Here is a 25,072-nt window from a genome sequence, read left to right on the forward strand (position 1 = left end):
GGATACCGCGCGCCGTTAAAATCGCTCAGCCGACCCGATGGGCCGGATCAGAAGCCGAAGACTAGTCTTCCTTCGGCGTCAGAACCTGACGGCCACGATAGGTGCCGGTCTTCAGGTCGATGTGGTGCGGACGCTTCAGCTCGCCGGTGTCCTTGTCCTCGACGTAGGAGTTGGCGCCGAGGGCGTCATGGGCGCGGCGCATGTTGCGACGCGAGGGCGATACTTTGCGCTTCGGAACGGCCATTTCCGTCTCAATCTTCTAAGGTCGGCGCCGTAACAGCGCGAAAACAACAGCGGCGGCCCTCTGGAGAGCCGCCACGCGAGGGCGGGCTTATGCATGAACCCGCGGACGATTTCAAGGCGGTTCGGAGCAACCGGTGCTTCAGGCGCGTTGAGCCCGTATCATCGGCATTCCAGCGGAGTTCGCCGTGTCAGTCGACACCCTGTTATCAGCCGTTCCGCCAAGAAGCCGCAGCTTGAAACTGCTGCTGATTCTCGACACTGCAGCATCGGTGCTGCTGATCCCGCTGGCGCTGTTCTGGGGCCTGATGTCCGGCATGTCGACCACGACCACCAGCAATGCCGCCTTCGCCAATGCCTATGTCCTGATCAATCTGACCCTGCCGGTGGCCATGCTGGTCTGCCTGATCGCCGGCTGGATCGCCTTCGCCGTACGGCGCGAGCGCATCGCCTGGATCGTGATCTTCCTGCCCCTGCTCTGGGTCGTGGCCAGCGTCGTCATGATGGCCAACTGGCCCGCGACCTAGATCGCCCGGCCCAGCACCATAAACTCCAGATCGTCCCGTTTCGGCAGGCCGAATCGCGGATCGGTGGCCGGGAACGGTCGCCTTTCGCCGGTCAGCGCGTAGCCGCGCCGCACATACCAGTCGATCAGTTCGGTCCGCTGGACGATGACCGTCATCTCCATCCGGTCGGCGCCGAAGCGATCCTTCGCAACGCGCTCCGCCTCGTCGATCAGCGCCCGGCCCAGCCCGGAGCCCTGAAGCATCGGATCGACGGTCAGCATGCCCAGATAGGCCAGCCCCCCGCCCCTGTCCGACACCTGCACGCAGCCCACTGCAGCGCCCGAGGCCTCGGCCACGATCACCACCTGCGTCGGATCGGCGATCAGGCCCTCCAGATCGGCGGCATCGATCCGCTGGCCGTCCAGCAAATCCGCCTCATGCGTCCAGCCCGCGCGAGCGCTGTCGCCGCGATAGGCGCGATGCACCAGCGGCTGCAGGGCCGCCGCGTCGCCCGGGCCCGCCAGTCGAAACTCGGTCATTCCAGCATCCCCGCCACCGCCTCGCCGATCGCCAGCGAACTGGTCAGGCCGGGGCTCTCGATCCCGAACAGGGCGACCAGACCGTCGATCCCGTGGTCCTCACGCCCGCGCAGCTGGAAGTCCGGCTGTGGCTCGCCCGGTCCATGCAGCTTGGGCCGGATGCCCGCATAGTCGGGAGTCAGCGCCCCCTCGGGCAATCCGGGCCAGAAGCGGCGGATGTAGCCCGCGAACTCCTCCGCCTTGGCCGGGTCGACCGAATAGTCCTCGGTCTCGACATAGACGAGGTCCGGCCCGAACACCGCCTGCCCGCCCAGATCCTTGCGATAGTGGGTTCCCAGCGCGCCCGGGATCGGCGGCGGATAGATCAGCCGCTCGAATGGCGCCTTGCCGGTCAGCCGGAAGTAGACGCCCTTGCCGAAATGCCCGGCAGGAATGCGCTCGGCCGGATAGCCCTCGATCAGCCGCGCGACGTCCTGCGCGCCCAGACCCGGCGCGGTGACCAGCAGCCGGCTCGTCAGCGTTGTCCCGCCCGCCTCGATAGTGAACCCGCCGCCCGCCAGCGCCTGGGCCCGCTCGAACGGCGTCGACAGCACGATCGAGCCGCCCGCGTCCTCGATCTCACCCTGCAGGGCCAGCATATAGTCGTGGCTGGCGAACAGGCCGCTCTCGGGCGACAGGATCGCCGCATGGGCGTTCAGCCCCGGCTCCATCGCGCGCGCCTGTGCGCCGGTCAGGTGCTCCAGCCCCTCCACGCCATTGGCGGTCGCCTGCTGGAAGATTGCCTCGATCCGCTCGACCTCGGCCTCCTCCGTCGCCACTACCAGCTTGCCGCAGCGGCGATAGTCGACCTTGTGGCTTTCGAGGAAGGCGTAGAGCGCCCTTCGCCCCTCGACGCAGAAGCGGGCCTTCAGCGAACCCGTCGGATAGTAGAGCCCGCCGTGGATGACCTCGCTGTTGCGCGACGACACTCCCTGCCCGATGTGCGGCTCCTTCTCGAGCACCAGCACGGTCAGCCCCCGCTTCGACAGCGCGCGGCCACAGGCCAGGCCGACCGCGCCGGCGCCCACGACCGTGGCGTCGAAGTCGAAGCTCATCCCGCGCCTCCGTAGCGTCTGCGCGCCTCGGCCTCGAAACTGCTCATCAGGGCCGAAACCGCGCGGTCGAAATTCGCCTGCAGCATGCCGTTCAGCAGCGGGTTGGAAAAGGCGAAGTCGATCATGAACTCGACCCGCGTCCCCTTCGGATCGGGAAAGAACTCCCAGCGGTTCTTCAGATGCCGGAACGGCCCACGCAGCAGCCCGACCTCTACCTTGGGCGCATTGCGGTCATGCCGCACCCAGGTCGAGAAACGCTCTTTCAGGAACGAGAAGCCGACCGAGGCCTCCGCATCCACGACCGTCACGCCCGGCCGCTCCTCGCGCGCGTTCCACGTCCGCATCCCGGTCACCCAGCGCACGAACTGCGGGTAGGCCTGCACATCCGCCACCAGCTCGGCGAGCTGTTCGGGCTGGTAGGGCAGGAGCTTGGTGACGCGATGAACGGCCAAGCGCGGCTCAGCGCCCGGTCTGCGCCAGACGCGCCGCCTTCAGGCGGGCGAAGTCGTCGCCGGCGTGGTGCGAGCTGCGGGTCAGGGGCGAGGCGGACACCATCAGAAAGCCCTTGGCCCGGGCGATCGCCTCATAGGCCTTGAACTCTTCCGGCGTGACGAAACGGTCGATCGCGGCGTGCTTGCGGGTCGGCTGCAGGTACTGGCCGATGGTGATGAAGTCGACGCCGGCGGACCGCATGTCGTCCATCACCTGCATGACCTCTTCCTTGGTCTCGCCCAGACCGACCATGATGCCGGACTTGGTGAATTGGTTGGGGTCGCGCTCCTTGACCATCTGCAGCAGGCGCAGCGAGTGGAAGTACCGCGCGCCGGGCCGGATCTTCAGATACAGGCGCGGCACGGTCTCGAGGTTGTGGTTGAACACATCCGGCTGCGCATCGATCATCACCTCGGCCGCACCGTCCTTGCGCAGGAAGTCCGGGGTCAGGATCTCGACCGTCGTGCCGGGGGCCTGGATGCGGATCTGGCGCACCACCTCGGCGAAGTGGGCGGCGCCGCCGTCGGCCACGTCATCGCGGTCCACCGAGGTGATCACGACGTGGTTCAGGCCCAGCTGCTGCACGGCCAGCCCGACCTTGCCCGGCTCTTCCGGGTCCAGCGGTTGCGGCAGGCCGGTCTTCACGTTGCAGAAGGCGCAGGCCCGCGTGCAGGTGTCGCCCATGATCATCAGGGTGGCGTGTTTCTGGCTCCAGCACTCGCCGATGTTGGGGCAGCCCGCCTCCTCGCACACCGTGACGAGGCCCTTGTCCTTCACGATGGCCTTGGTGGCGTTGTACTGGCCCGAACCGGGCGCCTTCACGCGCAGCCAGTCGGGCTTCTTCAGCACGACGGTATCGGCGCGCTTCTGCTTTTCCGGGTGACGCAGCTCGGCCGGGGACTTCTTCAGCGTATCGATCAGCGTGACCAAGGCGGCTCGGTGCTCCCGGGGGCTCGTGAAGTCGCTATGTCGTCCTTCCCGGTGGCGAAGGCAAGGCGCGGCAGGACCTCACGGCCGGTAACACATCTTTTCAATGCGGACCGGGGCCTCTAGTTTGCCTAACGGAAACAACACGGGGGCCGCCGAGCTTCCGGACGGAGGATGTCGTTGCGCCTGCCCCTGGATCCCAAGATCGTTGAGGAAACGATCTTCGACGCCCTGATCGCGGCCCGCGAGAAGTACGGCGACAAGGAGATCCTCGAGGATCAGGACCGCAAGCCCCTCACCTACACCGGCCTGATCCGCGCCGCCTTCGTGCTGGGCCGCAAGATCGCCGCGATGACGCAGACCAGTGAGCGCGTAGGCATCCTGCTGCCGTCCAGCATGGGCACGGTCGTCACCTTCTACGGCCTGCATGCGCATGGCCGTGTCCCGGTGATGATCAACTTCACGGCCGGCGAGCGGAACATCAAGGCGGCGCTGGCCGCCGCGGGCGTGAAGAAGGTCCTGACCGCCAAACGCTTCATCCAGCAGGCCAAGCTGGAAGAACTGATCGAGCAGATCGAGGGCGTCGCCGAGATCGTCTGGCTGGACGATGTGCGCAAGACCATCGGCCTGCAGGACAAGCTGTACGGCCTGATGGCCGGCATGATGCCCAAACGCTTCCGCGTCCCGCTGAAGCCGTCCGATCCGGGCGTGGTGCTGTTCACTTCGGGCAGCTTCGGCGCGCCCAAGGGCGTGGTGCTCAGCCAGTGGAACCTGGTCTCCAACTGCCGTCAGGTGGCCCAGCATATCGACCTGGACCCTGACTGGGTCATGTTCAACCCGCTGCCAACCTTCCACTGCTTCGGCCTGACTGGCGGCGTGCTCCTGCCCCTGCTGCAGGGGTTGAAGGCGTTCCAGTACCCCTCCCCTCTGCACGCCAAGCAGATCACCGAACTGCTGCCCGAGGTGAAGGCCTCGATCCTGTTCGCGACCGACACCTTCCTGAACCAGTACGCCCGCGTGGCCGGGCCTGACGACTTCGACACCCTGAAGTTCGTGGTCGCCGGCGCCGAGCGCGTCCGCGACGAAACCCACCACCTGTTCAACACCCGCTTCCACGGTCTGAAGTTGCTGGAGGGCTACGGCGCCAGCGAGGCGGCGCCGGTCGTTGCCGTGAACCACCCGGATCGCAACCGTCCGGGTTCGGTCGGCCAGATCATGCCGGGCATGGAATGGAAGCTGGAGCCGGTGCCGGGCATCCCCGACGGCGGACGGCTGTACCTGCGCGGCCCGAACGTGATGGAAGGCTATCTGTCACCGGACGATCCCACCTCGATCGAGCCGCTGGAAGGCGGCTGGCACGACACCGGCGACATCGTCGATCTGGACGAGGACGGCTACATCACCATCCTCGGCCGGGTGAAGCGCTTCGCCAAGATCGGCGGCGAGATGGTCTCCCTGACCGCGGTCGAGGGGCTGGCCAGCGCCGTCTGGCCCGAGGCGCGCCATGCCGTCGTCGCCATCGCCGACGCCCGCAAGGGCGAAAAGCTGGTGCTGGTCACCGACCGCAAGGACGCCGACGTCGCTCGCCTCGCCGAATGGGCCCGCAGCCACGGAGCGCCGGAACTGGCCGTGCCGAAGAAGATCATGCGTGTCGCAGAGGTCCCGGTGCTCGGCACCGGCAAGACCGACTATGTGGCGATCCAGCAGATGGCGGAGCTCGAGAAGGCGGCTTGATCGGCGCCCCTGCGCTATCGCGTCGCGCCGACTCGGTCGCACAGTGCCCTCCTCATCATGAGGGAGGGTTCAATGTTCAATCGGTTCTCCGCCTACCAGCCGCAACTGCTCAGCGTTCTGCGCATCGTGGCCGGGCTTCTGTTCCTCTGCCACGGCACGGCCAAGGTGCTGGGCTTCCCGGCGATCGAGGGCGTACCCCCGCCGGGCCTCAGCCTCGCCGGTCTGTCCGGCCCGCTTGAGCTCGTCTTCGGCGCGCTTCTGGTGCTCGGCCTGTTCACCCGCCCGGTCGCCTTCCTGGCCTCGGGCTTCAGCGCCGTCGGCTACTGGGCGATCCACGCGCCGAACGGACCGTTCCCGATCGCGAATGGCGGCGAGACCATCGCCCTGTACTGCTTCGTCTGGCTCTACTTCGTCGCTGCCGGCCCAGGCCCCTGGTCGGTCGACGCCGCGATGGCGAAGAAGGCCTGATCAGCCGATCCGGACACCCGTCATCGAGATCGAACCACCCTCGATGACGTCGTTGAAGAAGCTTATGTCGTCGCCTGGCAGCCGCTGGGCGGCGACGTAGAGCAGCGGCAGATAGTGTTCGTCCGTCGGCACGCTCAGCTGCGCATTCTCGGCCAGGCCGACCCAGTCGATCAGGGCGTCGTCGTCACCACGCACGAAGGCGGCCTTCACCGCCTCGTTGAAGTGGGTCGCCCAGTCGTAGGGCTCGCCGCCCTGACGCTTCCAGGTCCGCAGATTGTGCACGAAGTCGCCCGAGCCGGCGACGATGACGCCCTCGTCCCGCAAGGGAGCCAGACGCTTGGCCAGTTCATGGTGCTGGCGCGGGGTCAGGCGGCGGTCCAGCGACAACTGGACGATCGGCACATCGGCCTCGGGCCAGACGTGCGCGAGGACCGACCACGTCCCGTGATCCAGTCCCCATTGCGTCGTCTGCTGCGCGCCGGTCAGCTCGGCGACACGCGCGGCCAGCGCCGGCGATCCGGGTGCGGGATACTGCATCGCATGCAGTTCGGCCGGAAAGTTACCGAAATCATGGATGGTTTCCGGGTCTGTTTGCGCCGTGACGCCCAGCCCCATGGTCTCCCAGTGGGCCGAGACCATCACCACGCCCTTCGGCTTGCCCACGGCCTCGCCCAGCGCGCGCCAGGCGTCCGCGAACGGACCGCCCAGCGCGTTCATCGGGGAACCGTGACCGAAGAAGATCGCCGGCTGGCGCATGATCAGCCGACCAGCTTCTTCGCCGTCTCGGCGACGTACCTGCCCTGGAAGCGTGCGCCGTCCAGTTCGTTGGCGCTTGGCATGCGCGAACCGTCACCCTTGGTGATGGTGGTCGCGCCATAGGGCGAGCCGCCCGAAATCTCGTCCATCGTCATCTGCCCCTGGAAGGCATATGGCAGGCCGGCGACCAGCATGCCGTGGTGCAGCAGGGTCTGGATGACGCCGATCAGCGTGGTTTCCTGACCGCCGTGCTGGGTCGCGGTCGAGGTGAAAGCCGAGCCGACCTTGCCGACCAGCTTGCCCTGGAACCACAGGCCGCCTGTCTGATCCAGGAAGTTGCGCATCTGCGAGGCTACGGTGCCGAAGCGGGTGCCGGCGCCGATGATAATAGCGTCATAGTCGGCCAGATCCTCGACCTTGGCGATCGGGGCCGCCTGATCCAGCTTGTAGCCACTCTGCTTGGCCAGCTCTTCCGGGACGGTTTCAGGAACACGCTTGATGTCGACCGTCGCGCCCTCGACCGAACGCGCGCCTTCGGCGACAGCTTCGGCCATCTGTTCGACGTGGCCATAGGTCGAGTGATAGAGAACGAGAATGCGGGCCATCAGGCTGCTCCGTGGATCTGATTCAGAAACGTAACTGTCTCAGTGGCTATTTTGGCCTTCCCCGCCCGGCGCGCAAGCCCTCCATCGTTATTTTGAATGGTACGACCGTTTTTGACGCACCAGCATGGTTCAGTGCTGCTGTCGCCAACCGGCGACGGGTCTTTGACAGGTTTGAAGAACGGCTGGCCCGGGTGAAGTGTCCCGAAGTGTCCCACGAATTTTTCGGACATCCGGACACTTCCGAGGCGGTCATCAAGTTCGATTGATCGGGCAGACTCTGTCGTAAAACGATTGATCTGCAGGAACTTTCATTCCCCGTGACAGCCGGAAGCGATGCTCCACCACCATGGCCTGCTGCTCGATGTTCAGGTCATCCCAGCGACAGTCGGCCGCCACCGGATAGGCATAGGAGACCGGCCGGTCCCCTGCCCTCAGCTTGCCGGTGATCAGGTTCACGCCCTGCTGCGCCTGCCAGACATGGGTGAGTTCGTGGATGAAGACCGCCTGCAGGGCCAGAGACGCCTTCGACAGGTCGGCCGGCAGGGTCTTTCGGGGCCAGACGATCCATTCCCGCCCGAGCCACGCCCCCGGCACGAAGGCCCGATTGAACGGCCATGGAGCAAGCAACACGCGGATACGGTCGTACCGCAGTCCATCGCCGAACTGCTCCCGCGCCAAGGCGACTTCTCCCGATGTCAGGGACCGCTTCATTCCGGCGGCGGCGGACCGACATAGCCGCCAGTGGGGCTGATCCACTCCCAGTGCCAGGGCTCGAACGCATAGGGCGTGAACCCGAACCGCCCGGCGTTCTTGACCAGCCAGCGGTAGGTCGCCGTCTTGCTCATGTGCTGGCGGCTGGCGGGCGAGGTGTTGTCGACCCCCAGCCCGACAATGTGCCCGACGTACAGGTCAACCGCCGTGCCCGTGCGATGGGCCGAACAGGTCGCCCGGCGCAGACCGTCGCAGTTGCCAGATTGGGCGCACCGCGCGGCGTCGGCCTCCGGATCGCGGAAGCCGGAAAAGATCTGCAGCAGTTCCGGGTTCGCCGCGATCTCGGGCACCTCAGCGCGGGCCGCGGCGACCAGCTCGCGATAGGCATCCAGCACGTCCCGGCGCAGCAGACGCGTCAGCCGGTCCGCATGCTCCTCGCTCTCGACGAGGTAACCCAGCTGGTACAGCGGCGGAGGATCGGGGCACGGCTCCTGCCGGACCCGGCTCATGATAAAGGGCCGGCGCTCTTGCCAGACGCCCCGGAACACCTGGAAGGTCGCCGCGTCGAACCAGCCGGTAGCTGGCAATCCCTTGCCGTACTGGAATTCCGCCAACGCCCTCGCGAACCGCGGCGATCCGGGCGCGCAGTCGGTGCCCAGTTCCTTCTGGATCAGCGGCAGATAGGTCTCCCAGCCCCACTCGGACGAGCCGAACGGAGACCACTCCATCGCATAGACCGAGATGCCGTTGGCCAGCGCCGGCCCGCCCCATTCGACGGGATCGGCGTCGCACCGCTCCTGCGCCACGGCGGCGCCGGCGGACATCAGCAGGGCCCCGGCGGCGAGGCAGGACAGAAGGCGACGGATCATGCCCCCAGATGACCCTGCCTCGCCCCTCGCCGCAACCCTCGCGCCGCGTCGGCAAAGGCGGCATGTTGGACCTGCGGCCGACTCAGACCGCGCCTCCGGATCGCCCCATGACCGCTGCACCCGCCCCGGCGCCCGCATCCGCCCGCCGCTCCAACCGGGTTCTGGCCGCCTTCGCCGCCAGTTGCCTGCCCTATGCGGCCCTTGGCCTGCCGGTCTACGTCACCCTGCCCGAGTTCTACGCCAGCCACGTCGGCGTGCCCTTGGCGGCGGTCAGCCTGATCTTCCTGATCGTCCGGCTGGCGGACATCGTGGTGGATCCGGTGCTGGGCATGGTCATCGACCGGACCTCGACGAAGTGGGGCCGCTACCGGGTCTGGATGGCGATCGGCGCCCCGATCCTGATGCTCTCGGTCGCCATGCTCTTCTTCGTGGCCCAGGGCTCCGGCGCAACCCACCTCGCGGTCTGGCTGGTGGTCATGTACCTCGGCTACTCGATCAGCCTTCTCAGCCAGATGAGCTGGGCGGCGGTGCTATCGCCCGACTATGACCAGCGCTCCCGTATCTACGGCTTCTGGCAGGTCGCCAATATCATCGGCGTGCTGGCTGTGCTCCTGATCCCGGTCGGCGCCCAGGCGATGGGTCATAGCTATGTCGATGCCGTCCGGATGCAGGGCGGTTTCATCGTGATCCTGCTTCCCGTCGCCCTTTTGGTCACCTTCCTGTTCACGCCCGAACCCCGCAACGTGACCCCGCCGCCCCACGGCGGGTTGGGCGCGACCCTCGCCCTGATCGCCAAGCCGGTCCTGCGCCGCCTCCTGCTCTCGGACCTGCTGCTCGGCGCTGCCCGTGGCCTGATCGGGGTCCTGTTCTTCTACTTCTTCGAACAGGCCCGGGGCTTCGAGCGGGAACAGAGCTCGATCCTGCTTCTGGTCTACTTCGTCGCCGGTCTGGTCGGCGCCCCGGTCTGGGCCTGGCTGGCCACCCGGATTGGCAAGCACAAGGCGCTGGCCATCGGCAGCCTCTACTTCGCCGCCAGCTTCGCCGGAGCGACCCTGCTGGTCCCGGCCGGTAACTTCCCGGCCGCCATCGGGGCCATCTTCGCTACGGGTCTGGCCTTCGGCGCGGCGGACCTGCTGCTCCGCGCCATGATGGCCGATGCCTCGGACGCCATCCGCCTCGACGTCGGCGCCGACCGCACAGGCCTCCTGTTCTCGATCCTCAACGCCACGTCCAAGCTGGGCTACGCGGTCTCGGTCGGGGCCTTCGCGGTGCTGGAGTGGATCGGCTTCGACGCAAAGCCAGGCGCGGTCAACGATCCGGGCGTGATCCTCGGCCTGCAGTGGCTGTTCATCGCCGCTCCGATCGCCCTCCTGCTGGTCTCGGCCCTGGTCCTGCGCATCTATCCGCTGACGCCCGAGAAGCACGCCGACATCCGGGCCCAACTGGCCGCCCGCGACGGAGAGGCTGCGTGAGTCCCATCGACCGCCTCAACGGCATCATGGCCCGCCTCCGCGCGCCCGTCGGCGGCTGCCCTTGGGACGTCGAGCAGACCTTCGAGACCATCGCGCCCTACACCCTCGAGGAGGCCTATGAGGTCGCCGACGCTATCGAGCGCGGCGACATGGATGACCTGAAGTCCGAGCTGGGCGATCTGCTGTTCCAGGTCGTCTTCCACGCCCGCATGGCCGAGGAACAGGGCCTGTTCGTCTTCGACGACGTGGCCAACGCCATCGCCGACAAGCTGGAGCGCCGGCACCCCCACGTCTTCGGCGAGGAAGCCGCAAAGGCTGATGGGGTCGCCCAGAAAGCCCGCTGGGAGGACATCAAGGCCGCCGAGCGCAAGGCGAAGGCCCAGCATGGCGTACTGGACGACGTGCCCGTCGGCCTGCCCGCCCTCGCCCGCGCGGCCAAGCTGACCAAGCGCGCCGCCCGCGTCGGCTTCGACTGGCCCTCGACCGCCGAGGTCCTCGACAAGCTGGACGAGGAGGTCGGGGAGCTGAAGGCCGAGATCGTCGCCGGCGACCTCGACAAGGCCCGGGAGGAACTGGGCGACCTGCTGTTCGTCATGGCCAACCTGGCCCGCAAGCTGGGCGTCGAGCCCGAGGACGCCCTGCGCGGCGCCAACGCCAAATTCGTCCGCCGCTTCGGGTTTATCGAGGCCGAGTTGGCCAAGGCCGGCCGCACGCCTGAGCAGTCCGACCTCGCCGAGATGGACGGCCTGTGGGACGCCGCCAAGGTCGCGGAGCGCGCCGGTTGAACGGCTACGACCTGATCATCTTCGACTACGACGGCGTGGTCGCCGACAGCGAACTCCTCAACAACCGGGTCCTCGCGGAGGTCCTCACCGAAGCAGGCCTGCCCACTACCCCGGACGAGTCGATCGCCGCCTATCTGGGTCGCCGCTGGCTGGACTGCGTGCCGCTGATCGAGGGCCGGCTCGGCGGCCGCATTCCGGTGCATGTCCACAGCGACTGGAGCCGACGCTGCCATGAGCGAGCGGCGACAGACCTGGCACCGGTTCCGGGCTTCCTCGACTTCCTGGCCAGCCGCACCGAACGCCGCTGCATAGCCTCATCCAGCCCCGTCGCATGGATCGAGATGGGTCTCGACCGCTTCGGCGTCGCCGAGACCTTCGATGGACCGATCTTCAGCGCCGCGGTCCATGTCACCCGCGGCAAGCCCCACCCGGACCTGTTCCTCCATGCAGCCGACGCCATGGGCGTGGAGCCTGCGCGGGCCCTCGTGATCGAGGACACCACGACCGGTGTCCGGGCCGGCGCAGCGGCAGGCATGACGGTGATCGGCCTGCTGGCCGGCGGCCATGTTCGGGATGGCCATGCCGAGCAACTGACGGCCGCGGGCGCCCATCACGTGCTGCCCGACTACGCGGCCATCACCGCCTTCCTGACGACCAACCCGGGCGAGAGACGATGAGCGCCGACCAGCACGATCCCGGCGGCAAGGTGCGGCTGGCGCTGATGCCCGGCGTCAATGGCGACGCGACCTTCAGCGCGGACGGCCGGCACCGGCAGCTGATGCGGCGCTGGCTTGGGCCGGTCTTCCCGGATCGCTACATCCTGTTCATCGGCATGAACCCGTCGACCGCCGACGCCAGTGTCAACGATCCGACCTGCGCCCGCGAGTGGACCTTCGCCCAGCGCGAGGGGTTCGACGCCATGGTCAAGGCCAACGTCGGTGACTACCGTGCGACGGACCCGAAGATGCTGCTGGCGCCCGGCGTGGTGGTGTCGTCGCCCGACAACCTGCCGACCATCCGCAAGGCCGCGGCCGGAGCCGATCTGGTCGTGCTGTGCCACGGCAAGCTGAACAAGGCGCTGCAACCAGCGGGCAAGGCTCTGATCGAGGCGCTGCGGGAGGATGGCGTGGCGCTGTGGTGCCTCGGGACCAATGGCGACGGCAGTCCGAAGCATCCGCTGTACTTGCGGGCCGACACGCCGCTGAGGCCGTACGAAGCCTAGCTGTACCGCAACTCCTGCAGGTCGATCTCGCGGAGGAGCTTGCGGGCGGTTTCCTCGTCGAGGATGCGGGAGCGGGCAAGGCGGCGGAGCTCCTCGCGCTCGGCGGCGAGGCCGGCGAGGCGGAGATGGCGTTCGACGGCGTCGCTGAGGCGGGCGGCGTCGACGTCGTCCTCGTCCGTATGGGTGCGGCTCTCGATGCGCTCGCGGTAGAGGACCATGATGCGGCTGGCGACGTCGTTGTAGAGGTCCGGGTTGGGCTTGCCCTCGGCCATGGCGTGGGAGGCGTCCTCGATGGCACGCAGGGCGGCGGAGGCGGCGGCGATGCGGCCCTGATCCTCCTCCCGCTCATGAGTTGGCTCAGGAGGCAACTCAATCCCCTTGAGTAGCCTCGGTAAAGCGACGGTCGCCAGCACCAGCGAGACGATGATGACCGAGGCTGCGAGGAAGATGGCCATGGTCCGCGCCGGCATCGGCGTGCCGTCGGCCAGGGTGAAGGGCACGGTCAGGATACCGGCCAGGGTGATCGCGCCGCGCACGCCCGCCAGCGACATGACGGCCGTCAGGCGCAGGCCCACCTTAGGCGGCGGCCCCTTCTGCCGCTTGCGGAACAGGGTCAGGCGCAGGGAGGTCCACACCCAGACGAAGCGGAGCACCGCCAGCGCGCCGACGATGGCGAAGACGTAGACCGCCAGCCACCACACCTCGGGGCGACTGGTGTCCGCCACGACCTCGGCCGCGCGGGACATGATGGAGGGCATCTGTTCGCCGAGGATGACGAAGATCAGACCGTTGGCGGCGAACTGAACTGTATCCCAGACGCCGGCGCGGCGGACGCGGGTCATGGCGAGCGCCTGCCCCTTGGCCCCGTCGCGCTCGGTGAAGCTCATGGTGATGCCCGCGGCGACGGCGGCGAGGATGCCGGAGGCATGCAGCTCTTCGGCGGCAAGATAAGCGGCGAACGGGGTCAGCAGGCTGATCAGGATCTGCGCGCCGACGTCCTCGCCCCAGCGGCGGCTGACCCAGGCCTTGGCCTTGTTGACGCACCAGGTCACCAGCACGCCGGACGCCACCCCGACGATGGCCAGCCAGGCGAAGGAGGTCACGGCCTGCGTCAGCACGAAGGCCCCTGTGCTGGCCGCGGCGATGGCCAGCCGCATGCAGGTCAGGCCGGTCGCGTCGTTCAGCAGCGACTCGCCCTCGAGAATGTGCATGAGCCGCTTGGGGATCGGCGCGCGGGCGGCGATGGCCTGCACCGCGATCGGATCCGTCGGCGACAGGATGGCGGCCAGGGCGAAGGCCACCGCCAGCGGCATCTCGGGTATCATCCACCAGAGCAGGAAGCCGAGGCCGATGACGGTGAAGATCACCAGCCCCAGCGCCAGTTCAAGGATCACCGCCTTGTCGCGGAACAGGTCTTCCTTGGGGATGCGCCAGCCGTCGAGGAACAGCAGCGGCGGCAGGAACAGCAGGAAGAAGATGTCGGGCTCAAGCTCGACCGCGCTGCCCGTCACCAGCACGATCCCCGCGCCCAGCGCGATCTGCACGAGCGGCAGGGCGATGCGGGTGACGCGGGCCAGCGGACCCGAGACCACCACGGCCAGCAATAGCAGCAGGGTGGTCTCGATCAGGTGCATCAGCCCTCGCCGTACTGCCGCTCGAACCGGCCCAGAGCAGCGGGATGCAGGCGGACCGTGACGTGGGTCCGGCCCTCGGCGTCGGTTTCGCGCCCGGTCACCCGACCGTTGGCGTAGAGCCAGGCGAGCGCCTCGCCCTGATGCGGCTCCAGCGTGACCTCGGACTCGGGATCGTCGTCGATCAGGCCGGCGATGGTCTCGCGCAGGGGCTCGATCCCCTCCCCGGTCCAGGCCGAGACGGCGACGGCCTCGCCCTGCGTCCGCAGGCGCTCGGCGTGGCCGAGCACGGTCTCGCGCGCGTCCTCGTCGAGAAGGTCGATCTTGTTCCAGACCTCCAGCACCCGGCGGGTCTTGCCCTCGACGGTCGGGATCTGTTTCAGCACCGCCTCGACGTCCTTGGCCTGGGCGTCGCTGTCGGGGCTGGCGATGTCGCGGACGTGCAGGATCAGGTCGGCTTCACCCACCTCCTCCAGCGTCGCCCGGAAACTCTCGACCAGTTCGTGTGGCAGGTCCGAGATGAAGCCCACGGTGTCGGCGACGATGGCAGGGCGGCCCTGCGGTAGACGGATGGTGCGCTGGGTTGTGTCGAGGGTGGCGAACAGCAGATCTTTGGCGAAGACCTCGGAGCCGGTCAGCCGGTTGAACAACGTTGACTTGCCGGCGTTGGTGTAGCCGACGAGCGCCACCGTCGGGAACGGGACCTTCTGGCGGGCCTTGCGGTGCAGGCCGCGCGTGCGACGCACCTCTTCCAGCTCGGCCTTCAGGCGCACGATCCGGTCGGCGATCAGACGCCGGTCCAGCTCGATCTGGGTTTCGCCGGGTCCACCGGTCGAGCCAGTGCCGCCGCGCTGGCGCTCAAGGTGGGTCCAGGTGCGGACGAGGCGCGAACGTTCGTAGTCCAGCCGGGCCAGTTCGACCTGCAGCCGGCCCTCCTTCGTCCGCGCCCGGCGGCCGAAGATCTCGAGGATCAAGCCGGTGCGGTCGATGACCTTGCACTCCCAGGCCTTCTCCAGGTTGCGCTGCTGGACCGGGGTCAGGTCGGTGTCGATGACGGCCGCCTCGGCCTCGGCCGCGCGGATCAGCGCCGCCAGTTCATCGACCTTACCCGATCCGAACAGGGTGGCGGGCGTGGTCTTGCGGACGCGCACGATTTCCTCGCCCCGCACGTCGAGGTCCAGCGCGGCGGCCAGACCGACGGCTTCCTGCAGGCGCTCTTCGGCGAGCCGCGGGCTGTCGCTGCGCCCGTCGGGGTGAATGACGACCGCCCGGATCAGCGGGACGGAATGGTCGATCAGTTTGGTGGTCAGGATCAGGTCTCGGATCAGATGGTGAGGAGGGCTGGTGAGCGAGGGGTGAGCGCACGCGTGCGCGAGCGCAACAGCACGCCGTCCGCGTCACCGGCACAATCCATATAGTGAGCGAACGCCAGCGCCGCATCTGGCTCACATCTCGCTCACCAGCACTTTTCACTCATCAGCCGCCGCAACGGCGGGACGTGATCAGTCCTCGTCGGCGTCCGGCTCATAGAGCTGGACCGGCGCCGAAGGCATGATGGTCGAGATGGCGTGCTTGTACACGAGCTGCGACTGGCCGTCGCGACGCAGCAGCACACAGAAGTTGTCGAACCAGGTGACAATGCCCTGCAGCTTGACGCCGTTGACCAGGAAGATGGTCAGAGGCGTCTTGGTCTTGCGAACCGAGTTGAGGAAGGTGTCCTGAAGGTTCTGGCGTTTGTCTTGCGACATGGCGGGTAGTTCCCGTTCTTTGTTGTTCTCCGGCCGGAGGAGCGGCGCGGGGCCGGTCGACGCCGGCCCGGCACCTTAGCGGGCCGCAGCGCTGCGCCGCAACGCCTAGATGGCGTCGCGGTGGCCGCGCTCGATGTAGAGTTCGCGCAGACGGGTCGCGACCGGACCCGGTTTGCCGTTACCGATCTTCACTCCGTCTATGGAGACGGCCGGCATCACGAAGGCGCCGGCGGCGGTGAAGAAGGCCTCCTTCGCGCGCTTGGCCTCCTCGACCGTGAAGGCGCGTTCCTCCAGCTCGATGCCCTCTTCCTTGAGGATATCGAGCAGGGTCGTGCGGGTGCAGCCCTTCAGGATGTTGGCTTGGGTGTCGCGGGTGCGCAGCTTGCCGTGCTCGTCAATGATCCAGGCGTTGGTCGAGGAGCCCTCGGTCACCAGCCCCATGTCGTCGACCATCCAGGCCTCGTAGGCGCCGCGGTCCTTGGCGATCTGCTTGGCGAGGATGTTGGGCAGCAGGCCGACCGTCTTGATGTCGCAGCGCCCCCAGCGGATGTCCGGCGTCGTGACGACGGCCACGCCCTTTTCGGCGATGGCGTCGGTCTTCAGCGGGCTGATCGAGCGCGAGGTGACCACGACGCTGGGCGGCGTGCCCGGCGGCGGGAACGGGTGGTCCCGTCGAGCTGTGCCGCGCGTGACCTGCAGATAAACGATGCCGTTCTTCACGCGGTTGCGGCGGATCGTTTCCTTCAGCACCTGGGTCAGGGCCTCGCGCGACATCGGGATATCGATGCGGAGCTCGGTCAGGCTGCGATGCAGGCGGGTCATATGACCGTCGAAGTCCGCCATTCCGCCGTCGAACACCGACCAGACCTCATAGACGCCGTCAGCGAACTGATAGCCCCGATCCTCGATATGGACGGTGGCGTGGCCATGCGGGACGTACTGGCCGTTGACGTAGGCGACGCGGCTCATTCCTCGGTCGGTCCTTCTTCTTCCTCATCGCCACCCCGGGCCGGCGAAACGCCCAGCGACTTCAGCTTGCGGTGCAGCGCTGAGCGTTCCATGCCGATGAAGGCGGCGGTGCGCGAGATGTTTCCGCCGAAGCGCATGATCTGGGCGGCCAGATATTCGCGCTCGAACACCTCGCGGGCCTCGCGCAGCGGCAGGGCGATGATGCGTTCCGCGCCCAGGGCGCCGGTCGAGTTGGCGTTGGTCGCCTCCTGCGGCAGGGCGTCGGCGCCGATCGGCTCGTTCACGTCGCCGGTCGCCAGGATCAGCAGACGTTCGACATTGTTGCGCAGCTGGCGGACGTTGCCGGGCCACGGGTGTACCTGAAGCACGGCGATGGCGTCGTCGCCCAGACGGCGGCGCGGCAAGCCCTGCGAGGTGGCGAGGCTCTCGATGAAGTAGTCGACCAGCTCCTGGATATCCTCGCGGCGCTCGGACAGAGCCGGCACGCGGATGGGCACCACGTTCAGGCGGTGGAACAGGTCCTCGCGGAAGCGGCCCTCGGTGATTTCCTGCTTGAGGTCGCGGGAGGTCGAGGTGACCACGCGGACGTCCACCTGCACGTCTTGCTCGCCACCGACGCGGCGGAAGCGCTGTTCGACCAGCACCCGCAGGATGCGGCTCTGGCTCTCACGCGGCATGTCGCCGACGTCGTCGAGATAGAGGGTGCCGCCGTGGGCGCGCTCGAACACGCCAATCTTGCGCGGGCGGCCGTCGGCGCCTTCTTCGCCGAACAGCTCGGTATCGAGGCGTTCAGGCGTCATGCCGGCGGCGGCGATGGCGACGAACTCGCCACGGGCGCGGGCGCTGGCTTCGTGGATCTGACGGGCGACCAGTTCCTTGCCCGAGCCGGGCGGACCCGAGATCAGGACGCGGCTGTTGGCCGGGGCGACCTTGGCGATGGTGCTGCGCAGGGTCTGGGCCGCGGCCGACTTGCCGATCAGGCCGGTCGGAACGGCGACCTGGGCGCGGAGACGACGGTTCTCGCGGCGAAGCTGGGAGGCCTCGAGTGCGCGCTGGACCACGACCACGAGACGATCCGACTTGAACGGCTTCTCGATGAAGTCATAGGCGCCGCGTTGAAGCGCGCTGACGGCCGTCTCGATATTGCCGTGGCCGGAGATCATGACGACCGGCAGGTCCGGATCCAGCTCCTTGATCAGGTCCAGCAGCTCCAGTCCGTCGAGACCGCCGCCCTGCATCCAGATGTCGAGCAGGGCCAGCGACGGCCGGCGCGCCCGGATCGCAGCCATGGCCTCGTCCGAGTTGGAGGCCACGCGGACGGCGTGCCCCTCGTCCTCGAGCAGGCCCGAGACCAGTTCGCGGATGTCGGCCTCGTCGTCGACGACCAGAATGTCGGCTCCGGTGGATCGCATGATGACTCTCTATTCCGCCGCCGGGAGGGTCGAGGCTCGGGATGCTTTCGCGCCCTTCTCCCCGGCCGTGCCGGTCGGTTGCGTTGAGGATTTCAGGGGCAGTAGCAGACAGACGCGAGCGCCCGTCAGGTCCTCGGCGTCGGCCAGCTTAAGCTCGCCGCCGTGTTCTTCACAGATGCGCTTGACGATGGCCAGGCCGAGGCCCGTCCCCTTCTCGCGCGTGGTCACATAGGGTTCGGTCAGGCGGTCGCGGTCCTTCGCGGGCAGGCCCATTCCGTCGTCCTCGACGACGAAGGTCGCCACGCCGTCCTCGACCAACAGCTTCGCCCGGATGCCGGGGCGCTTGCCGTCGTCCGGACGGGGGTCGCTCTCGCGACGGGCGGCGACGGCCTCCCCCGCATTCTTCAGGATGTTGGTCAGCGCCTGCCCGATCATCGGCCGGTCGGCGTGCAGGGTCACGCGCGGCAGGGGCTCGATCAATTCGACGCCGATCTCCGGCGCGGCGACCCGCTGGGCGAACACCGCCTCACGCAGCAGTTCGGCCGGGTTCTCCGAGGTGAAGCGCGGGGCCGGCATACGGGCGAAGGACGAGAACTCGTCGACCATGCGGCCGATGTCGCCGACCTGGCGGATGATGGTCTCGGTGCAGCGGTCAAACACCTCGACGTCCTCGCCGACCTGGGCGCGGTAGCGACGGCGCAGTCGCTCGGCGGACAGCTGGATCGGCGTCAGCGGGTTCTTGATCTCGTGGGCGATGCGCCGGGCGACGTCGCGCCAGGCCGCGTTGCGCTGGGCCGTGACCAGACGGGTGATGTCATCGAAGGTCAGGACCATCTCGCCGCCGACGCCGCCCTCGATGCGGACGCGCAGACGACGGGTCTCACCCTCGCGGCTGACGTCGATCTCTTCCTCGATATGGGCTTCGGCCCGACCGGCGAGCTCGCTGAGTTCCGGCGAGACCTCGCCCAAGGCCTTGCCGATGATCTCGGGGTCGGTGATGGCCAGCAGTTCGGCGGCGCTGTCGTTGATGGCCGAGACCCGGCGCTGACGGTCGACGCCGATCACGCCGGCGGAGACACCGGACAACACGGTCTCGATGAAGCGACTGCGGCCGGTGGCTTCCTCGTTGGCGGCGCGCAGGGCGGCCTGCTGCGTTTCCAGATCGCCGGTCATGCGGTTGAAGGCGGCGGATAGGGTGCGTATCTCGCCGGGGCCGTCAGCGTCGTCCACCCGGGCAGTCAGGTCCCCACCGGAAATGCGGTCGGCGGCCTCGACCAGCCGGCCGATGGGTGCGGAGATCGCATTGGCCGCCGACATGCCCAGCCAGACCGCGCCTACCAGAACCAGTAGAGCGGTCTCGATGTAGCTGAGGGCGAAGACGGCCTGGATACGGGCGCGGCTCTCCTCGGCCTCCCGATAGGCAACGATGGACTCCTCGCCGTTGCGCATCTGGGCGATCAGGCCGGGCTGGAGCGGGCGGACCAGGTAGAGGTAGGCGTCGCCATAGGCCGGCAAGACCATGAGAGACCGCACCGCATCCGGGCTTTCGGTCACCTGCTGGGGCGGTTCTCCGCCTTCGCTGGCGGCTTCAAGAATGTCCTGCGGCGGCGCGACATAGGGCGGCGCATTGGGCCCCTCGCCACTGGCCAGCACCGCGCCGTCGCCGTCCAGAATGTAGATGGCGGGGTAGCCGAACAACTCCGCCAGCTGGATCAGGGCGTCCGAGAACTGGATCCGGTGATTGAACAGGGGCTGCGCGCCGACCAGCTGTTCGGCGATGACGGTCAGGTCGCCGTCCATCTCCTTCGAGACGTCCTCGAGATAGGCCTCTCCGATGCTCGCGCCGTTCTGAACCGCGGAGGAGACGTTCTCGCTGAACCACTGGTCCATGCCCCGGTTCACCAGAACGCCGAAGACCAGGGCGATCAGAACCGCAGGGACGAGCGCCACCGACGAGAACAGGATCACGAAACGCAGGTGCAGCCGGGCGCCGGCGTCGCCGCGTCGTCGCTGGAACAGGGTCAGGGCGCGACGGCCGACGATCATGGCCAAGACGCCAATCAGGACGAAGTTCGCGATCAGCAAGGCCAGCACCATGTGGCTGATCGAGGCTCTACGCCCCTCTCCACCGACGTCCGGCGCCACGGCGACCAGCCAGATGCAGGCCGTCGTCACCATCAGCGCCAGGGCGAAAGCGAGGATGAAGGCGTTGCGGCGGCGCTCCTCTGACCAGCCGGCCAACCAGCGCGCCGGCCCGCGCGAGGCGGTCGGGGCGTCAGGGTCAGCGGCGGCCGGTGTGTCCGTCATGCCCCGCCAGCTTCCGCGAACTGTGGCGCGATATCAACAGCGGAGTTGCCAGAAAGCGTCACATTTCGCCACAGGGCGGCGAGCTCGCGTTCAACGTCGCCGGGATCGTCCAGCCGACAGAGGCGGCTCTTGGCGGCGCGGCGGTCCTGCGCATCCGCGGGCCAAGGCGCCTGTTCGACGTACCAGCCCAGATGCTTTCTGAACATCTTGAGACCTAGCGGCAGGCCGTAGAAGGCGATGGATGCCTGCAGATGTTCAATGACGATCGCCAGCCGCTCCTCGCGCCCAGGCTCCTGCAGGACCGTGCCGTCGGCCAGCGCGCGCTCGAGGTGCGCGGCAAGCCACGGGCGGCCGTAGATGCCGCGCCCCAGCATCAGGGCGTCCGCGCCTGACTGGTCCAGAGCGTTCCGGGCGTCGTCAGCGGTCAGGATGTCGCCATTGACCACGACCGGGATAGAGACAGCGGCCTTCACGTCGCGGACAGCCAGCCAGTCGGCCTTGCCCGTGTAGAACTGCTGGCGGGTACGGCCGTGGACGGTGACGGCCTTCACGCCGATCTCCTCGGCGCGGCGGGCGATCAAGGGGGCATTGCGGCTGGTGTCGTCCCAGCCGAGGCGCATCTTGACGGTCACCGGACGGCTGGTGGCGTTGACCGCAGCCTCGATCAGGCGGCAGGCGAGGTCCGGCGTACGCATCAGGGCGGAGCCGCAGGCGGCGCCGGTGACTTCCTTGGCGGGACAGCCGAAGTTGAGATCCACGATGTCGGCCCCGGCCTTCTCGGCCATGCGCGCGCCTTCGGCCATCGCTTCGGGATCCCGGCCGACCAGCTGGATCACGGTCAGCGGAAGCCCGTCCCCGACCGCCGCGCGACGCACGACATCCGGGCGGGCGCGGGCCAGTTCGGCGGCGGCGACCATCTCGGTGGCGACATAGGCCGCGCCCAGCCGGGAGGCGAGCAGGCGGAACGGCAGATCCGTGATCCCGGTCATGGGGGCGGTCAGCACCCGTCCGGGCACCCAAACATCGCCAATCTGAAGGCCTGCGCTCATCCGCCCCTTACCGCCGTTCGAACCGCTCTCGTCAAGCATGACGGCGGCGATTAGAAGGCCGGACATGACCTCGCCTCTCCCCGCCTTCGCCGCCATCGTCGTGGCCGCCGGCTCCGGATCACGCTCGGGCGGCGCCAAGCAATGGCGCGCGCTGGGCGGCAAGCCCGTGATCCGCTGGTCGGTCGAGGCACTGTTGAAGCGCGGCGCGGAAGATGTCGTGGTGGTCATTCCGGCCGGTTCGGAATCTGAAGCCACCGAGGCCCTGACCGGACTGTCAGGCTGGCGCACCGTCTGTGGCGGCGCGACTCGGGCTGAATCTGTGAAGGCCGGACTGGACGCGCTGGGTGGATCCGGAGAGCGGCCCGTACTGGTGCATGACGCCGCCCGCCCGTTCCTGTCCGCCGCCGTGATCGACCGCTGCATCCGGGCGCTCGACGAGGCCGACGGCGCCCTGCCCGCCCTTCCGGTGGCGGACAGCCTTCGCCGCGCGTTGGACGGCCTTGTCGCCAGATCGGTCGAGCGCGAGGCGCTGTGGCGCGCGCAGACCCCGCAAGCCTTCCGCCTGAAGACCCTCGCTGACGCATACGCCATCTGGCCAGCCGGCGAAGTCGCGACCGATGAAGCGACCGTGGTCGAGCGTGCCGGCGGCCGCGTGCGAATCGTCGAAGGCGACGCCCGATTGATGAAGCTCACCTATCCCGAGGATTTCGCCATGGCCGAAGCGCTTGTGCCCCGCACCATCCGCATCGGTCAGGGGTATGACGTCCACCGTTGGGGGCCGGGCGAATCCGTCTGGCTGTGCGGACTGGAGATTCCGCACGACCAGACCCTGATCGGGCACTCGGATGCCGACGCCGGCCTGCACGCCCTGACCGACGCCATCCTGGGGGCCATTGCAGAGGGCGATATCGGCGACCACTTCCCGCCGACCGATCCGCAATGGAAAGGCGCGCGCTCAGACGTGTTTCTGAAGCACGCCGTCGGGTTGGTGAAGGCACGCGGCGGGCGGCTGTCGAACGTCGACGTGACCCTGATCTGCGAGCAACCCAAGGTGAAGCCGCACCGTCAGGCCATGCGCAAACGACTGGCCGAGATCCTCGACCTGCCGCTGGACGCGGTTAGCGTGAAGGCCACGACCAGCGAGGGCCTTGGCTTCACCGGCCGTGGCGAAGGCCTCGCGGCCCAAGCGGTGGCGACGGTCGAACTGCCGGCCTAGTACGGCCGCTCGGGCGGCGGGAACTGGCTGCGCCACAGGGCGCCGAACAGGTTGACGTAATCGTCGCTCCAGGGCCGGACGCTGGTATCCATCGGCGTCTTCCAGCGGCTGTCCGCCCCGAAGTCCGCCAGACCCTCCGGCGTCGGAGAGATGATGATCGCCTCGGTCGACGCCTCCGCCATTTCAGGCGCTCCGGTCTTTTCGATATAGAGCTGGTGCATGTGCGCCTTGCCCAGCGACTGGGCGGCGGCGATGGCCGGCAGGGTGATGTCGAGGTTGCGGTTCGACAGGTGCAGCAGCACCACGCCGTGCGGTTTCAAAAGATGCAGATAGCCGGCGATTGCCTCGCGCGTCAGCAGGTGGGTCGGTACGGCGTCCGACGAGAAGGCGTCGATGATCAGTAGGTCGTAGGTTCCGGCCGGCTGTTTCTCCAGCGTCAGGCGAGCATCGCCCAGCACCGTGTCGATCGGACCCTCGGCGCAGTTGGAGATGTAGCTGAACCACTGCGGAGCTCGGGCCAGTCGATCCACCATCGGATCGATCTCGAAGAAGGTCATCCGGTCCTCGGCGCGCTTGTACGCCGCCATGGCGCCCGAGCCCTGCCCCACGACGCCGATCCGCGCCGGACCGCGCGCTTGCACCATCAGGGCCGACTGACCGATCGGCGTGGCGGTGTTGTAGTAGAGGGTCGGCGCGCACTCGTTCAGCTCGTTGCGGGCCTGGGCGCCGTGCAGGGTCGTGCCGTGCATCATCACATGCACATCGCCGCCCATCTGCGGATCCGGCACGTTGGCGACGCGCATCACCCCGAAGAAGCTGCGCTCGGAATAGCTCCAGTCATAGCCGCGTGCGATCCACTGAGAGGACGTCGCGATCATCAGCAGGATTGCGGTAAAGACCAGCGCGCGGTCCCTGACGAGGAAGGCGGCGATGGCGGCCGGCACCAGCATCAGCATCGCCACCTGCCCGATCCCGCCGGGGAACATCTGATAGAAGGCGCCCCGTGCCCCATCATTGCCGTTCAGCCAGGTCGAGAGCACGACCGGCGACAGGGCCACGACAGCGGCGACCGACAGGGCGATGATCTCCGACCGCCCGATCGGTCCCTTGCCCCACGGTCGCGCCAGCCCGACCAGCACCAGCACCAGCGGATACTCCCAGACCATGTTGAACACGGTCGGGGCGATCAGGGCGGTGAAGGCGCCGCCGACCACGCCGCCGAGGGACATCAGCAGATAGAACTCGGTCAGACGGTCCGGCGCCGGACGACGCGCCGCCAGCAACTGGTGGCACATCAGGGTCGTGAAGAAGAAGGCGGTCAGGTGAACGCCGAACGCCATGCCCCAGTTGGCCGAGCGGAAGGCGACGATCAGCACGCACACCGCCCCGACCGCGGCCTGGATCACCAGGGTGATCGGCAGCGGGATCCAGGGCTTGTCCTGGAAGGCGATCACGAACGTCAGCAGATACAGCGCCAACGGGATGACCCACAGGAACGGGGCAGAAGCCACATCGGTCGACAGGTGAGTGGTCACGCCCATCATCAGGCTGGACGGCGCGGCGGCGAGCAGGATCAGTATGCCCCTGTCCATCCAGGACATCGGCGCCGACTTCGCCAGAGGCGCGGGCTCGGACGTGGTGTCGAGGCGGCGTCGCCAGACCACGAAGGCCAGCAGGACCACCATCAGCATGAAGGCGACGTAGCCGCCGGTCCAGCCGAAGCGCTGGCCCGACAGGGTGGTCAGCGGCTCGATGATGATCGGATAGGACAGCAGGGCCAGGAAGCTGCCGAGGTTCGAGGCGGCGTAGAGAACGTAGGGGTTCTTGCCGTCCGGATAGCCGGCCCGGACGCGGGCGTACCAGGCCTGAAGCAGGGGCGCGGTGGCCGACAAGACGGCGAAGGGCGCACCGACGGACAGGGCAAGGGTCGCCAGCAGCCAGCCGATGGGCGCCGACGGGTTCGGGTCGCCCAGCCATTCATTGATATGCAGCGGCAGGAACAGGCCCGCCAGCAGCAGCAGGCCAAGATGGATGCCGACCTGCAGCTTGATTGAACCGATCCGCTGAAGGGCGTGGGCATAGCCGTAGCCGACCAGCAGGGCTGTCTGGAAGAAGACCATCGAGGTGTTCCAGACCGAGGGCGAACCACCCAGCATCGGCAGGACCAGCTTGGTCACCATCGGCTGGACCACGAACACAAGCGAGGCGGAGGTGAAGATCGCCAGGGCGAACAGCGCCGGTGTCAGCCGGTCGGCCGGAAGGCCGGGCGCGGTGTCCAAGGTGGTGTCGCTCATGCCCGCCCCGTATGCTGGCGCCCAAA

26 protein-coding genes are annotated in these 25,072 nt (G+C 67.9%); 9 read left to right on the forward strand and 17 right to left on the reverse strand.

Annotated features, from left to right (window positions below; all coding sequences use genetic code 11):
* Positions 1 to 61 precede the first annotated feature (61 nt).
* Entirely contained in the window at positions 62 to 244 is a 183-nt protein-coding gene (gene rpmF, locus ABDZ95_RS10370; RefSeq protein WP_343793399.1) for a 50S ribosomal protein L32, read from the reverse strand.
* 232 nt (positions 245 to 476) lie between these two features.
* On the opposite strand from rpmF, the gene ABDZ95_RS10375 reads away from it, so the two are divergent.
* Positions 477 to 767 (forward strand): hypothetical protein, encoded by a 291-nt coding sequence (locus ABDZ95_RS10375; RefSeq protein WP_343793401.1) that lies wholly within the window; start codon positions 477 to 479, stop codon positions 765 to 767.
* On the opposite strand, the gene ABDZ95_RS10380 is transcribed toward ABDZ95_RS10375, so the two are convergent.
* The 4 genes from ABDZ95_RS10380 to lipA are packed head-to-tail and all read right to left on the reverse strand — an operon-like array spanning position 764 to position 3,801.
* The gene (locus ABDZ95_RS10380) at positions 764 to 1,285 is read right to left on the reverse strand and encodes a GNAT family N-acetyltransferase (RefSeq protein WP_343793403.1); all 522 of its coding nucleotides are present in this window, start codon (positions 1,283 to 1,285) and stop codon (positions 764 to 766) included. The genes ABDZ95_RS10375 and ABDZ95_RS10380 overlap by 4 nt on opposite strands.
* On the reverse strand, positions 1,282 to 2,379 hold the full coding sequence (locus ABDZ95_RS10385) for an NAD(P)/FAD-dependent oxidoreductase (RefSeq protein WP_343793405.1): 1,098 nt from the start codon (positions 2,377 to 2,379) through the stop codon (positions 1,282 to 1,284). Before ABDZ95_RS10385 ends, ABDZ95_RS10380 begins: the two co-directional genes overlap by 4 nt.
* A complete protein-coding gene (locus tag ABDZ95_RS10390; protein WP_343793407.1) occupies positions 2,376 to 2,831 on the reverse strand; it encodes a type II toxin-antitoxin system RatA family toxin in 456 nt (151 codons plus the stop codon). Before ABDZ95_RS10390 ends, ABDZ95_RS10385 begins: the two co-directional genes overlap by 4 nt.
* A gap of 7 nt (positions 2,832 to 2,838) precedes the next feature.
* Positions 2,839 to 3,801: a lipoyl synthase gene (lipA, locus tag ABDZ95_RS10395; protein WP_343793409.1), complete on the reverse strand. Its 963-nt coding sequence runs from the start codon at positions 3,799 to 3,801 to the stop codon at positions 2,839 to 2,841.
* Positions 3,802 to 3,972: 171 nt separating this feature from the next.
* Here lipA and ABDZ95_RS10400 point away from each other — a divergent pair, with 171 nt between their 5' ends.
* Positions 3,973 to 5,532, forward strand: a complete 1,560-nt coding sequence (locus ABDZ95_RS10400; RefSeq protein WP_343793411.1) for an AMP-binding protein — start codon at positions 3,973 to 3,975, stop codon at positions 5,530 to 5,532.
* Between the two features lie 72 nt (positions 5,533 to 5,604).
* Entirely contained in the window at positions 5,605 to 6,000 is a 396-nt protein-coding gene (locus tag ABDZ95_RS10405; protein ID WP_343793413.1) for a DoxX family protein, read from the forward strand.
* Here ABDZ95_RS10405 and ygiD read toward each other — a convergent pair whose 3' ends face one another.
* Both ygiD and wrbA read right to left on the reverse strand, forming a co-directional pair.
* Positions 6,001 to 6,756 (reverse strand): 4,5-DOPA-extradiol-dioxygenase, encoded by a 756-nt coding sequence (gene ygiD / locus ABDZ95_RS10410; protein WP_343793415.1) that lies wholly within the window; start codon positions 6,754 to 6,756, stop codon positions 6,001 to 6,003.
* A 2-nt stretch (positions 6,757 to 6,758) separates the two neighbouring features.
* The gene (gene wrbA / locus ABDZ95_RS10415; protein ID WP_343793417.1) at positions 6,759 to 7,361 is read right to left on the reverse strand and encodes an NAD(P)H:quinone oxidoreductase; all 603 of its coding nucleotides are present in this window, start codon (positions 7,359 to 7,361) and stop codon (positions 6,759 to 6,761) included.
* Between the two features lie 11 nt (positions 7,362 to 7,372).
* Here wrbA and ABDZ95_RS10420 point away from each other — a divergent pair, with 11 nt between their 5' ends.
* Positions 7,373 to 7,627, forward strand: coding sequence for a hypothetical protein (locus tag ABDZ95_RS10420; RefSeq protein WP_343793419.1), 255 nt, complete (start codon positions 7,373 to 7,375; stop codon positions 7,625 to 7,627).
* On the opposite strand, the gene ABDZ95_RS10425 is transcribed toward ABDZ95_RS10420, so the two are convergent.
* Together ABDZ95_RS10425 and ABDZ95_RS10430 are read right to left on the reverse strand one after the other, a co-directional pair.
* Entirely contained in the window at positions 7,614 to 8,039 is a 426-nt protein-coding gene (locus ABDZ95_RS10425) for a hypothetical protein (protein ID WP_343793421.1), read from the reverse strand. The genes ABDZ95_RS10420 and ABDZ95_RS10425 overlap by 14 nt on opposite strands.
* Before the next feature lie 29 nt (positions 8,040 to 8,068).
* Entirely contained in the window at positions 8,069 to 8,941 is an 873-nt protein-coding gene (locus tag ABDZ95_RS10430) for a D-alanyl-D-alanine carboxypeptidase family protein (protein WP_343793423.1), read from the reverse strand.
* Between the two features lie 107 nt (positions 8,942 to 9,048).
* Between ABDZ95_RS10430 and ABDZ95_RS10435 the strand changes: the two genes are divergently transcribed.
* The 4 genes from ABDZ95_RS10435 to ABDZ95_RS10450 are packed head-to-tail and all read left to right on the forward strand — an operon-like array spanning position 9,049 to position 12,420.
* Positions 9,049 to 10,413: an MFS transporter gene (locus ABDZ95_RS10435; RefSeq protein WP_343793425.1), complete on the forward strand. Its 1,365-nt coding sequence runs from the start codon at positions 9,049 to 9,051 to the stop codon at positions 10,411 to 10,413.
* A complete protein-coding gene (gene mazG, locus ABDZ95_RS10440; RefSeq protein WP_425542985.1) occupies positions 10,410 to 11,198 on the forward strand; it encodes a nucleoside triphosphate pyrophosphohydrolase in 789 nt (262 codons plus the stop codon). Before ABDZ95_RS10435 ends, mazG begins: the two co-directional genes overlap by 4 nt.
* Entirely contained in the window at positions 11,195 to 11,875 is a 681-nt protein-coding gene (locus tag ABDZ95_RS10445) for an HAD family hydrolase (RefSeq protein ID WP_343793427.1), read from the forward strand. Before mazG ends, ABDZ95_RS10445 begins: the two co-directional genes overlap by 4 nt.
* Complete coding sequence (locus ABDZ95_RS10450; RefSeq protein WP_343793429.1) at positions 11,872 to 12,420, forward strand: DUF1643 domain-containing protein; 549 nt, start codon at positions 11,872 to 11,874, stop codon at positions 12,418 to 12,420. Before ABDZ95_RS10445 ends, ABDZ95_RS10450 begins: the two co-directional genes overlap by 4 nt.
* On the opposite strand, the gene ABDZ95_RS10455 is transcribed toward ABDZ95_RS10450, so the two are convergent.
* From ABDZ95_RS10455 to dusB, 7 genes are all read right to left on the reverse strand, one after another.
* On the reverse strand, positions 12,417 to 14,054 hold the full coding sequence (locus tag ABDZ95_RS10455; protein WP_343793431.1) for a Na+/H+ antiporter: 1,638 nt from the start codon (positions 14,052 to 14,054) through the stop codon (positions 12,417 to 12,419). The genes ABDZ95_RS10450 and ABDZ95_RS10455 overlap by 4 nt on opposite strands.
* Entirely contained in the window at positions 14,054 to 15,361 is a 1,308-nt protein-coding gene (gene hflX, locus ABDZ95_RS10460; protein WP_343794285.1) for a GTPase HflX, read from the reverse strand. The genes ABDZ95_RS10455 and hflX overlap by 1 nt, the downstream gene beginning before the upstream one ends.
* Before the next feature lie 192 nt (positions 15,362 to 15,553).
* Positions 15,554 to 15,799 (reverse strand): RNA chaperone Hfq, encoded by a 246-nt coding sequence (gene hfq / locus ABDZ95_RS10465; RefSeq protein WP_131249128.1) that lies wholly within the window; start codon positions 15,797 to 15,799, stop codon positions 15,554 to 15,556.
* Between the two features lie 105 nt (positions 15,800 to 15,904).
* Positions 15,905 to 16,768 carry a D-amino-acid transaminase gene (locus ABDZ95_RS10470; RefSeq protein ID WP_343793436.1) on the reverse strand — a complete coding sequence of 288 codons (864 nt, stop codon included), beginning with the start codon at positions 16,766 to 16,768 and terminating at the stop codon, positions 15,905 to 15,907.
* Positions 16,765 to 18,180, reverse strand: coding sequence for a nitrogen assimilation response regulator NtrX (gene ntrX, locus ABDZ95_RS10475; RefSeq protein WP_343793438.1), 1,416 nt, complete (start codon positions 18,178 to 18,180; stop codon positions 16,765 to 16,767). The genes ABDZ95_RS10470 and ntrX overlap by 4 nt, the downstream gene beginning before the upstream one ends.
* A gap of 9 nt (positions 18,181 to 18,189) precedes the next feature.
* Complete coding sequence (locus ABDZ95_RS10480; RefSeq protein ID WP_343793440.1) at positions 18,190 to 20,487, reverse strand: sensor histidine kinase NtrY-like; 2,298 nt, start codon at positions 20,485 to 20,487, stop codon at positions 18,190 to 18,192.
* A complete protein-coding gene (gene dusB / locus ABDZ95_RS10485; RefSeq protein WP_343794287.1) occupies positions 20,484 to 21,536 on the reverse strand; it encodes a tRNA dihydrouridine synthase DusB in 1,053 nt (350 codons plus the stop codon). The genes ABDZ95_RS10480 and dusB overlap by 4 nt, the downstream gene beginning before the upstream one ends.
* A gap of 64 nt (positions 21,537 to 21,600) precedes the next feature.
* On the opposite strand from dusB, the gene ABDZ95_RS10490 reads away from it, so the two are divergent.
* On the forward strand, positions 21,601 to 22,752 hold the full coding sequence (locus tag ABDZ95_RS10490; RefSeq protein ID WP_343793442.1) for a bifunctional 2-C-methyl-D-erythritol 4-phosphate cytidylyltransferase/2-C-methyl-D-erythritol 2,4-cyclodiphosphate synthase: 1,152 nt from the start codon (positions 21,601 to 21,603) through the stop codon (positions 22,750 to 22,752).
* Here ABDZ95_RS10490 and ABDZ95_RS10495 read toward each other — a convergent pair.
* Entirely contained in the window at positions 22,749 to 25,046 is a 2,298-nt protein-coding gene (locus ABDZ95_RS10495) for a fused MFS/spermidine synthase (protein WP_343793444.1), read from the reverse strand. The two genes, ABDZ95_RS10490 and ABDZ95_RS10495, sit on opposite strands and share 4 nt — an antisense overlap.
* Between the last annotated feature and the right edge of the window lie 26 nt (positions 25,047 to 25,072).

The sequence above is a fragment of the Brevundimonas kwangchunensis genome, assembly GCF_039523815.1.
Taxonomy (GTDB): Bacteria; Pseudomonadota; Alphaproteobacteria; order Caulobacterales; family Caulobacteraceae; genus Brevundimonas; species Brevundimonas kwangchunensis.